12 protein-coding genes are annotated in these 10,651 nt (G+C 70.0%); 10 read left to right on the top strand and 2 right to left on the bottom strand.

The features are described 5' to 3' along the window. Positions 1-348: 348 nt before the first annotated feature. The gene (locus tag ASG62_RS06275) at positions 349-567 is read right to left on the bottom strand and encodes a hypothetical protein (protein ID WP_056695644.1); all 219 of its coding nucleotides are present in this window, start codon (positions 565-567) and stop codon (positions 349-351) included. Positions 568-801: 234 nt separating this feature from the next. On the opposite strand from ASG62_RS06275, the gene ASG62_RS06270 reads away from it, so the two are divergent. Then, entirely contained in the window at positions 802-1,167 is a 366-nt protein-coding gene (locus ASG62_RS06270; protein WP_056695641.1) for a hypothetical protein, read from the top strand. 85 nt (positions 1,168-1,252) lie between these two features. Here ASG62_RS06270 and ASG62_RS06265 read toward each other — a convergent pair whose 3' ends face one another. Next, positions 1,253-2,212, bottom strand: a complete 960-nt coding sequence (locus ASG62_RS06265) for a cation diffusion facilitator family transporter (RefSeq protein ID WP_056695639.1) — start codon at positions 2,210-2,212, stop codon at positions 1,253-1,255. Positions 2,213-2,463: 251 nt separating this feature from the next. Between ASG62_RS06265 and greA the strand changes: the two genes are divergently transcribed. The 9 genes from greA (at position 2,464) to ASG62_RS06220 (ending at position 10,554) form a co-directional block, all read left to right on the top strand. Then, positions 2,464-2,937 carry a transcription elongation factor GreA gene (gene greA / locus ASG62_RS06260; RefSeq protein WP_056695637.1) on the top strand — a complete coding sequence of 158 codons (474 nt, stop codon included), beginning with the start codon at positions 2,464-2,466 and terminating at the stop codon, positions 2,935-2,937. A gap of 526 nt (positions 2,938-3,463) precedes the next feature. Further along, positions 3,464-4,156, top strand: a complete 693-nt coding sequence (locus ASG62_RS06255) for an aldolase (RefSeq protein WP_056695705.1) — start codon at positions 3,464-3,466, stop codon at positions 4,154-4,156. Between the two features lie 239 nt (positions 4,157-4,395). After that, a complete protein-coding gene (gene modB / locus ASG62_RS06250; protein WP_056695634.1) occupies positions 4,396-5,097 on the top strand; it encodes a molybdate ABC transporter permease subunit in 702 nt (233 codons plus the stop codon). Positions 5,098-5,226: 129 nt separating this feature from the next. Next, positions 5,227-6,330 carry a molybdenum ABC transporter ATP-binding protein gene (gene modC, locus ASG62_RS06245; RefSeq protein WP_056695631.1) on the top strand — a complete coding sequence of 368 codons (1,104 nt, stop codon included), beginning with the start codon at positions 5,227-5,229 and terminating at the stop codon, positions 6,328-6,330. A gap of 47 nt (positions 6,331-6,377) precedes the next feature. Continuing rightward, positions 6,378-6,815 carry a winged helix-turn-helix domain-containing protein gene (locus tag ASG62_RS06240; RefSeq protein ID WP_056695703.1) on the top strand — a complete coding sequence of 146 codons (438 nt, stop codon included), beginning with the start codon at positions 6,378-6,380 and terminating at the stop codon, positions 6,813-6,815. A gap of 62 nt (positions 6,816-6,877) precedes the next feature. After that, positions 6,878-8,104: a DUF3095 domain-containing protein gene (locus tag ASG62_RS06235; RefSeq protein ID WP_056695700.1), complete on the top strand. Its 1,227-nt coding sequence runs from the start codon at positions 6,878-6,880 to the stop codon at positions 8,102-8,104. Between the two features lie 13 nt (positions 8,105-8,117). Then, positions 8,118-8,930, top strand: coding sequence for a potassium channel family protein (locus tag ASG62_RS06230; RefSeq protein ID WP_413814180.1), 813 nt, complete (start codon positions 8,118-8,120; stop codon positions 8,928-8,930). 146 nt (positions 8,931-9,076) lie between these two features. Next, positions 9,077-9,547 (top strand): CYTH domain-containing protein, encoded by a 471-nt coding sequence (locus ASG62_RS06225; protein WP_056695630.1) that lies wholly within the window; start codon positions 9,077-9,079, stop codon positions 9,545-9,547. 29 nt (positions 9,548-9,576) lie between these two features. After that, positions 9,577-10,554 carry a CHAD domain-containing protein gene (locus tag ASG62_RS06220; RefSeq protein ID WP_056695627.1) on the top strand — a complete coding sequence of 326 codons (978 nt, stop codon included), beginning with the start codon at positions 9,577-9,579 and terminating at the stop codon, positions 10,552-10,554. The last annotated feature ends 97 nt before the right edge of the window (positions 10,555-10,651 follow it).

Raw genomic sequence — 10,651 nt, 5'->3', positions numbered from 1 at the left:
ACCGCTTGGTCGCCATCCAAAGCTCCGTGTCGCAACACGGAACCCTATGAATCAGCGATCAACCCGATTGGGAATCCTGAATGTCGATCCGGCCTAGGGGATGGCGTCGCTCACACGACCCGAAGGGCCGCTCCTGTTGGGCCGCGGACCACAGGGCGAGCCACGGGTCTCGCCCGTCCTCACGGACCGTCGCCCTCTTGGCCGGTAGCCCCGCTACCGGCTGCATCGGGCTCCTACCCCGCAGCCCAACAGGAGCGGCACAACACCTATCCAAGGTTCATAACAGTCTCTAGCGGAGGTGAGGCCGTTTCGCCAAAGGGCGCGGCCGAATGGCGGGGATGACGGCCGTCAGCCGCGCCGGGCGGATGCCTCGGCCGGACCGTGGAGGCCGAACTCGACCTCGACCGCGCCGCCCGGTGCATCCCCGCTCCGGCGCCCGTCGTCCTGAAGCTCGCCGAAGAGGCGCTGCAGTTCCTCCTGGGAGGCTCGGTCGGTGACGAGCGACAGACCCTTGGCGGCCTGCTCCAGCTCGGCGAGGAAGCCGTCGTCGGATCTGCGATCTTTCATCGGCGACCTCCATCGGGAGCCCGTCGCCGCGGTGCGGGGCTCCCCAAGCTGGAAGCTTTAGGATGCTCCGATGTCGAGATTGCGGCGATCTCGCGTCGGCGGCGTCGGGAACCTTTGCAGCGGCGGTCAGTTTTTTCCTTCAACGAAGAGATGCGAGGGCCCGATCCCGGGGCTTTGGATCGCTGACGAAGACGGATCGAGCCGAAAAGACGCTCGCACCAAGGAGGAAGACCGATGATGACCTTGTCGAAGACCGCCGGCATGATCGCGATGGCCGCCGCCCTGCTCGCCACCCCCGCGATGGCCCAGACGCTGTCGATCGGCCCGGACGGCGTGCGCGTGATGGAGAACAACCCGCGCCTTGAGCGCGACGAGATCCGCCGCGACGACCGCCGGAACGACCTGCGCCGCGAGGATGCGCGCCGGGGCGGCGTCTCCGAGCGCGAGGCCGTGCGCATCGCACGCGGCGAGGGCCTGCGCGAGCTGGACGACGTTCGCGTGATGCGCAACTCCTACCGTGTCGTCGGCCTCGACCGTCGCGGCGACGACATCCGCGTCGACATCGACCGTCGCAGCGGCGCCGTTCTCGGCGTGCGCTGACAGCGCGAAACGTTCAGCCATTCGACAGGAAGCCCTCGTCCGACGCGTCTCGGACGGGGGCTTTCTTCGTTTTAGCGCCGAGCCGTCATCCGGCGCCGTCCCCCTCGGTGATCTGCCGGGCCCGCTCGGCGAAGCGCTGCGCCGTCTGCGGCTTGACGAAGAGCGTCGTCACCTCCGGCACCTCCGCCTTCAACGCCGCCTCGATCCGGTCGACGGAGGCCTCGATCTCGGGCGCGGTGGCGCTGTCCTCGAACTCGGCGCTGATCGAGGCGACGATCTGGTCGGGCCCGAGATGCACGCTGACGAGGCCGTTGGCGCTGCGCACCGCCGGATCGCGCGCCGCGATCTCCAGGATGCGCGCCTGTACCTCGGCCGTCGCAGGCTCGCCGAGCAGCAGCCCCTTGCTTTCGCGGGCGAGGAAGACGGCGGTGGCCGCCAGCACGAAGGCGATGCCGATCGATGCGGCGCCGTCGAGCTCCGGCCTATCGAAAATCTCGGCCGAAAGAATGCCGACGAAGGCGATGGCAAGGCCGATCAGCGCGGCCGAATCCTCGAAGAGCACGGTGAAGGTCGTCGGGTCCTTGGAGCGGCGCACTGCCTCGAAATAGCCCATCCGACCCTTCTCCCGCCGAAACGCCTTCAGCGCGACGAACCAGGAGAAGCCTTCGAAGGCGAAGGACAGGCCGAGCACGATATAGGTGATCCTCGCGTTCGCCACGGGCTCGGGATCGAGCATGTGCAGCACGCCCTCGTAGAACGAGACGCCGGCGCCGATCGCGAAGACCAGAAGCGCGACGATGAAGGTCCAGAAATACAGCTCGCGCCCGTGGCCGAGCGGATGCGTGCGGTCCGCCGGCCGCGCCGCGCGCTTCATGCCGTAGAGGAGCAGCACCTCGTTGAACGTGTCGACCAGCGAGTGCACGCCCTCCGACAGCATGGCCGAGCTGCCGCTATAGGCGGCCGCCGCGAACTTGGTGACGGCGATGAGGAGATTGCCCGCGAGCGCCGCATAGACGACGCCCGTCGAACCCGAATGCGATGCCATGATCCGTCCCCCGCGCCGCGCGCCGATCGGCCTCTCGCCTCGCCTCAGTCGACGGCGGAGACATAGGGGAGCCGCCGGGAAGGACAGGGTGGCATACGGCTTTGAAACCGCGGGCCGCGACCCCATGTCTTACAACAGACCACCGGGGAACCGGCCTCGATGAGCGCATCCTCGCGCCTCGACCGGCTCCTCACGCATCAACGAAACGCGCCGGGAGACAACCCGGCGCCTTTTTGCATGGGACGAAACGTATGAGCGTCGCCTTCGTCAAGGAACCGAACGATAGCCAGGTCGAGACCCTTCCCGACCGCGATCTCGGCACCGACCAGAACCTCGTCACGCAGCGCGGCCTCGGCCAGCTCGACGCCGAGCTGGAGCGCCTGAACGCGGCGATCGAGGCGGCGCGGGTGGCCGACGACAAGATCGCGCTCGCCACCCTCAACCGCGACCTGCGCTACATCCACGCCCGGCGCGCGACCGCGGAGCTGATGGAGGCGCCCTCCGACAGCGACAAGGTGCATTTCGGCAGCCGCGTGACGATCGAGCGCGACGACGGCCGCCGCCAGAGCTTCTCCATCGTCGGCATCGACGAGGCGGACCCGGCCGAGGGCCGCGTCTCCTATCTCGCCCCGCTCGCGCGCAGCCTTCTCGGCCGCGCCGTCGGCGACACGGTCAAGGCCGGCGCCAACGAGGCGGAGATCGTCGAGATCGAGATCGGCACCTGAGCCGCGCAGACCTCTCCCGCCGGGGCAACGTCCCGGCGGGGGCAACCGGCCGTCACGCGCTTCGCAGGAGCGGCCACGCCGTCGAGAGCGGCGGCAGTCCTGCGCCGCCCGCTCTCATCCGGCCGGGTCAGGAGCCGAAGATGCTCATGACGACGGCGGCGGAAACCGTCACGTAGAATGACAGCGGCATGTCGGTGATGATGGAAACGAGATCCATGTCGTCCTCCCGATGAGCGTCGGCGAACGTTGTCGCCTCCGTTGCAATCGGCGGAAGGTGGTCTCGGGAGTCGCGGCTCGTCTGCGGAGCCGTCGTCTGTCTCCGTCACCCTCCGTCGAGACGAACCCTATGCCCATGAGGCGACCTGTCAATCCTGCGGTGCAGCAGGATATCCTTGCAACCGCAATATGTTGAGCATTGGGGGCGGCGGTTTCGAGGCGCTTTCGACGCCGCGCGGCCGGCCCTGTGAAGGCCCCGTGCCCGCCTTAGATGACGCGGATGGGCATCGGGCCCGGGAAAGGGATCGTCATGTCGCACGCGGCCTTGCGCGAGGAGATCTGCCGCTTCGCCCGATCGCTCTTCGAGCGCGGCCTGACGCCGGGTTCCTCCGGCAACATCTCCGTCCGGCTCGACGACGGCGGCTGGCTGGTGACGCCGACCAATGCCTCGCTCGGCTTTCTCGATCCCGCCCGCCTGTCCCGTCTCGACGCCGCCGGCCGGCTTCTCTCGGGCGATGCGCCGACCAAGGAAATCCCGCTCCACGGCGCGCTCTACGAGACGCACAGCGCCGCGCGGGCGGTCGTCCATCTCCATTCCACCCATTCGGTGGCGCTGAGCATGCTCCCCGAAATCGACCCCCGCGCCGCCCTGCCGCCGATGACGCCCTACTATCTCATGCGCGCCGGCCCGACGGCGCTCGTGCCCTACCACCGGCCGGGCGATCCCGCCGTCGCCGATGCCATCCGCGGCCTTGCCGGCCGCTACGCCTCCGTCCTCCTCGCCAATCACGGCCCCGTCGTCGCCGGCAAGGACCTCGAAGCCGCCGTCTTCGCGACGGAGGAACTGGAGGAGACCGCCAAGCTCTACCTCCTCCTGCGCGGCCTCAACCCACGCTACCTGACGCCCGCGCAGGTGGCCGATCTGAACTCGCATTTCGGCTTGGAGCCTCCCGACATAGGCGAACACGATCACAACGGGGACGGGGACAAACAGCACGCCTAACGATGATATTGTGTCAGACGTCGAAGCCGTCTGCGCTCATGTTCTGGCGATCGTATGCGAACGTGAGCGGGTAGAGTGATCGACCATCGGCGCGAGCCCCCTCTGCCTGCCGGCATCTCCCCCGCAAGGAGGGAGATCGGGCTGGCCGCGAACGTTCGTCCGCCTTTCACCCTCTTCCCGCCCATCACCTTTCGCGATATTCGATCCGATAGCCCGCCTCGCATTCGGAAAGACCGCACCTGGACACGCTCGCCCTGACGCCCGAGGAGTGGACGGCCGTGCGATTGTCGCTGCGGGTGGCTCTCGTCGCGACGCTGGCGAGCCTGCCGCTCGGCCTGTTCGTCGCCTGGCTCCTCGCCCGCAAGCGGTTTCCCGGCAAGGCGCTGCTGAACGGCATCGTCCATCTGCCGCTGGTCATGCCGCCGGTCGTCACGGGCTATCTGCTCCTTCTCGCCTTCGGCCGGCGCGGGGTCGTCGGCGGCTTTCTGGCCGAGCATCTCGGCCTCGTCTTCTCCTTCCGCTGGACGGGCGCCGCGCTCGCCTCCGCCGTCATGGCCTTTCCGCTGATGGTGCGGGCGATCCGCCTCTCCATCGAGGGCATCGACCGGCGCCTGGAGGATGCCGCCGGAACGCTCGGCGCCAATGCCGCCTTCGTCTTTTTGACCGTGACCCTTCCCCTCGCCCTCCCCGGCATCCTCGCCGGCATGATCCTCGCCTTCGCCAAAGCCATGGGCGAGTTCGGGGCGACCATCACCTTCGTCTCCAACATTCCCGGCGAGACGCAGACCCTGCCGGCCGCGATCTACACGTTCACGCAGGTGCCGGGCGGCGAGGCCGGGGCGCTGCGCCTGACGCTGATCTCGGTCGCGATCTCCATGGGCGCGCTTCTCCTCTCCGAACTCCTCGCCGCGCGCGTCGGCCGCCGGGTGCACGCGACATGATACCAGGGGCCCTGATCAAGGACCGCTGGTGTCCCGCGCCGATCGGCGCGGCGGCGGCCGATGCCGCCGTAACGCCCCAACCTTCGACATGTCGAAGGTTGGGGCCGCTGGTATGAGAAGGCCGACGCCATGAGTCTGAGGATCGATGTCGAGCAGGGCCTCGGCGCCTTCCGCCTCGCCGTCCGCTTCGAGAGCGCGGGGCCGCTCACCGTTCTGTTCGGCCCCTCCGGCTCCGGCAAGACCTCGCTGGTCGATCTCGTCGCCGGCCTTTCCCGCCCGCGGCGCGGCCGCATCGAGATCGACGGCGCCGTCCTTCTCGACACCGAACGCGGCATCGAGGTGGCGCGCCATCGTCGCCGCATCGGCTACGTCTTCCAGGATGCGCGGCTCTTTCCGCATCTCACCGTGCGCCGCAATCTCACCTATGGCCGCTGGTTCACGCCCTCGGCCGAGCGGAAGGCCTCCTTCGAGGGCGTCGTCGATCTTCTCGGCCTCGAACGCCTGCTCGACCGCGCCCCGCAGCGCCTCTCCGGCGGCGAGCGCCAGCGCGTGGCGATCGGCCGGGCGCTTCTGGCGAGCCCCCGCCTGCTCCTCATGGACGAGCCGCTCGCCGCCCTCGACGAGGCCCGCAAGGCCGACATCCTGCCCTTCATCCAGCGGCTGCGCGACGAGGCGGGCATTCCGATCCTCTATGTCAGCCACTCCGTGCCGGAGGTCCTGCGCCTCGGCAGCGACCTTGTCGCGCTCGATGCCGGCCGGGTCGTCGCCACGGGCCGTCCGGCCGAGGTCCTCGCCCGTCTCGATCTCCTTCCCGCCGGCCCCGGCCTCGAAGAGGGCCGCCCGCTCGACACGGTCGTCGCCGGCCATGACGAGCGAGACGCGCTGACGACGCTTGCCTCCGCCGCCGGCGAAATCCTCGTGCCGCGCATCGAGGCCGCCATCGGCACGCCCGTGCGCATCCACATCCGCGCCCGCGACGTGATGCTCGCCTTGGAGAGGCCGAGGGATCTCAGCGCGCTCAACATCCTGCCCGCCGTGATCCGCGCCCTCCGGCCCCATCCCGTCTCCGGCATGGACATCCGTCTCGACTGCGGCGGCGCGGAGCTTCTGGCCCGCCTGACGAGACGATCCGCCGAGGCGCTCCATCTTCGCGAAGGCCTTGCGGTTCATGCCGTCGTCAAGGCCGTGGCGCTGGACCGGCCGGCCGGCGGCACCGGAAGGCTCGATCCGTGAGCGGCGAAGGCACCGGACCCGAGGACAACCGGAAGAGGCCCCGAGACGTGACCGACCCCCAACCCGCGCCCGCCGAACCGGAAGAGGCCGCCCCGCAGACGGCGACGCGCATCTCAATGCGCCTCGATCTCGGCCTCGGCAAACGGCTCGGCCCCGGCAAGGTCTCGCTTCTGGAGGCGATCCGGCGCCAGGGCTCGATCGCCGGGGCCGGGCGCGAATTCGGCATGTCCTATCGCCGGGCCTGGCTTCTCGTGGACGAGTTGAACCGCATGTTCGCCGAGCCGCTGGTCGAGACGCGGGGCGGCGGCCAGGGCGGCGGCGGCGCTCACCTGACCGCGGAGGGCGAGCGGATCGTCCAGCTCTATCGCGCGGTGGAGCAGAAGACGCGCGAAAGCGCGGCGGCGGAACTTTTCGCCCTCGAAGCCGCCCTCGCCCCGCCCCTCGCCGACCTCGCCGCGCCGTCCGCCCCGCGCGAAGCTCGATGATCCGACGCATCCGAATGGAGCTTGCCTCCGTTCCTGTCAGGAAAGCCTTGGAGGAATACGGCATGGCCGACGAGGACGGACGGGACAGGGGCTTCTACACGGGTCTGGCCGCGATCGAGAGGTTCGGCGATCTGACCGACCCCGAGGCCTATCGTCCGGTGCCCGCCGGCTGGGTTCTCGGCCTTGCCGACATCGTCCGCTCGACGGATGCGATCGCGGCCGGGCGCTACAAGCAGGTGAACACGGCCGCCGCCGCCGTCATCGCCGCCGTGTCCAACGCGCTGCCGGGCGTTTCCATTCCCTTCGTCTTCGGCGGCGACGGCGCGAGCTTCGTTCTGGCGCCGGGCGATGCCGAGACCGGGCGCCTCGCGCTCGCCCGCACCGCGGCCTTCATCGCCGAGACCTTCGATCTCGATCTTCGCGTCGCCATGGTGCCCGTCGACGAGATCCGGGCGAGCAGCCACGACCTGCGCCTCGCGCGCTTCACCCCGGCGCCGGCGGTCTCCTATGCCATGGTCTCCGGCGGCGGGCTCGCCTGGGCGGAGGCGCGCATGAAGGCCGGCGACTTCGCCATTCCCCGCGCAACGGACGGCGTCGGGCCGGATCTGACCGGCCTCTCCTGCCGCTTCTCCGAACTGCCCGCCAAGAACGGCACGATCCTCTCGCTGATCGTCGTCGCGCCGGAGAGCGAGGACGACACGCTCTTCCGCCGGGCGGTCGCCGAGATCCTCGCTCTCGCCGACGGCGAGACCCACAACGGCCGGCCCGTCACGAACGGCGCGCCCGATCTCGCCTGGCTGACGGCGGGCTTTTCCTCCGAGGTCGAGACGGCGCGCGCCGGATCGGGCCGGCCCCGCGCGCTCTCGGCCCTCCTCGTCGCGCTGAAGACGGGCGCGGCCTTCCTCACCTTCCGCCTCGGCCTTCGCTGGGGCGGTTTCGACGTGAAGCGCTACCTGAAGGAGTTCGTCGTCAATTCCGACTTCCGCAAGTTCGACGACGCGCTGCGCATGACGCTCGACTGCACGCCCGAGACGGCCGACCGGATCGAGGCGCTGCTCGCCGCCGCCAACGCGCGGTCCCCGCTCGCCTATGGCCTCCACCGGCAGACCGCAGCCCTCGTCACCTGCTTCGTGCCGGCGCCCAACCGCAGCGACCACGTCCATTTCGTGGACGGCGCGGCGGGCGGCTACGCCATGGCGGCGCAGGCGATCAAGCAGGCCCGCACGTCCCCGATTCCGGCACCGGTCTTGGCACCGGCCCCGGCCCCGGCCCCGGAGCCCGCTCCTTGAGCGAGGGCCTGTCGTGACCGGCGAGACGGTCGGCCTGAAGGCCCCGAGCGACGCGAACTGGCTGCAGCGCGTTCGCTCGGCCTGCGCCCGCGTCTATCACGGCAAGAGCCGGCGGGCGCAGCGCTTCCAGACGGCGGTGATCGTGATCGATCTCCTCACCATCGCCTTCTTCGTGGCGACGCCGATCCTGCGCGACACGCCCTCGTTTCTATGGGTGGACTTCTTCGTGGCGCTGCTGCTCGCCGCCGACATCCTGGCGCGGGGCCTTGCCTGCCGCAACGTCTGGCGCTGGCTCGGCCGGCCGACGACGCTGGTCGATCTCGTCATCCTCGCGACGCTGCTCTTTCCCTATTGGCTGATCAGCTTCGGCTTCCTGCGCATCCTGCGCCTGTGGTCGATCTCACGCTCGGGCATCATCTGGCTGCCGTTGAAGCGTCACGGCCTGCAGCGCTGGGAGGAGGCCGGGCGCTCGATCGTCAACCTCGTGACCTTCCTCCTCGTCGCCACCGGTTTCATCTACACGTTCTTCTTCCGCTCGGGCTCCGGCTTCACCGGCTATGTCGACGCGCTCTACTTCACGGTGGCGACCGTCACGACCACCGGCTTCGGCGACATCACGCTGCCCGGACCCGCCGGCAAGCTCACCTCCATCGTCACCATGCTGATCGGCATCTCGCTCTTCGTGCGCCTCGCACAGGCGATCTTCCGGCCCTACAAGGTCGACTTCACCTGCCCGCGCTGCGCCCTCGGCCGCCACGAGCCGGACGCCGTCCACTGCAAGGCCTGCGGCATGCTCCTGAAAATTCCCGATGGCGACGAGGATTGAGGGGTCTTCGAGGCCCGTCCGCCCCGCGCGAACGCACCTCGCGCGTCTTGCGGCCCTGTTCTATGACACCGCGACGTGGCAGGTCTGGCTTCTGAGCTGTTGGCCGACGTTCGAGCGCCACCGGACGCCGAAAGGAAGCGAGGACCATGGGGATCGAGATCGAGCGGCGTTTTCTCGTGGAGACCGACGACTGGCGCGCCGCCTTCGCCGCCGGGCGGGGCCGCTCGCGCGTCATCCGCCAGATCTACCTCGCCTCCGACGAGACGCGCACCATCCGCATCCGCATCGCCGACGGCAGCGCGGCGACGCTGACGATCAAGCTCGGCGCCGGCCTCTCGCGCGGCGAGTTCGAATACGAGATCCCGCTGGCGGACGCCGAAGAGCTGGCCAAGGGCGCGCTCGGAACGCCCATCGACAAGACGCGCCACGACATTCCGCTCGGAAAGCACGTCGTCGAGCTCGACGTCTATGCCGGCAGCCTGTCGCCCCTCGTCGTCGCCGAGATCGAGCTTGCCGCCGAGGACGAGGCGGTGACGCTGCCCTCCTGGCTCGGCCGCGAGATCACCGGCGATCCCGCCTATTCCAACGCCCGGCTGGCGCTCGCCGGCCGGCCCTGACCCTCAGCCAACGCACGGAGATCGCTTCCATGGCCTTCCGCATCGTCTTCGGCACGCGCCTCGACGCAGAGCTCACCCGCATCGCCGAGGAGCAGCTGACGAAGGCGGCCGCCGAACTGTCCGGCGGCGGCGACCGGCACGAGGCGATCCACGACGTGCGCAAGCGTTTCAAGAAGCTGCGCGCGCTCTTCCGCCTCATGCGCTCGGGCGATCCGGCGTTGCTGCGCGCCGAGAACGCGCGCCTGCGCGACGCCGCCCGCGCCCTCTCGGCCGTGCGCGACCGCGCGGCGCTGATCGAATCCCTCGATGCGCTGGAGGCCCATTTCGGAAGCGACGTCGCGACCGACGCCTTCCGCCCCGCAAGAGCCGAGCTGGAGCGCCGCCGCGACGCCGCCGTCGAGGCCGAGGGCGATCTCGGCGCCAAGATCGCGACGACGCTCGCCACGATCGAGGAGTGCCGCGCGGCCCTGTCCGCCGCCGCCTTCCAGAGGCCGCTGAAGCGCGCGCCGCTGATCGTCGCGGAAGGCATCCACCACACGCAGCGCGCCGCGCGCCATGCGCTGGGCGAGGCCGCGACGTCGGGCGAGGCGGAGGCGTTCCACGCTTTGCGCAAGCATGCCAAGGACCACGCCGCCCATCTCGGCCTCCTCCTGGACCTCTGGCCGGCCGCCATGCGCACCGCGCGCGAGGCCGCCGCTGCCATCGGCGACGATCTCGGCCTCGACCACGACTACGCGCTCCTGCGCGCCGAGATGATCGCCGAGCCGTCCGCCTTCGGCTCGGAGGCCGACCGCAGCGTCGTGCTCGGCCTCATGGACCGGCGCCAGGGCGTGCTGCGCGCGGCCTCCCTCACATCGGCCCGCCGCCTCTTCGCCGAAAGCCCGAAGGCCGCGGCCGCGCGCTTCGAGCGCCTGGCGCGGGACGCCGCCAAGGCCGCGCAGGGCGAAGCGGCCGGCGAGCCCGACGAGGTTACGGCGCTGCCGTTCGAATCCGGCCTATCCGCCTGAACGCGAAGCGTTCGGGCGGATAAGCCCCCAGCCGAATGCCGCAGGCTTTCGGCGCCCGCACGAATGCAAAGCATTCGGGCCGGCCCTCCCATTTCCG

Source organism: Aureimonas sp. Leaf427, from assembly GCF_001425485.1.
Taxonomy (GTDB): Bacteria; Pseudomonadota; Alphaproteobacteria; order Rhizobiales; family Rhizobiaceae; genus Plantimonas.
This window is presented reverse-complemented; position numbering and strand designations above follow the sequence as displayed.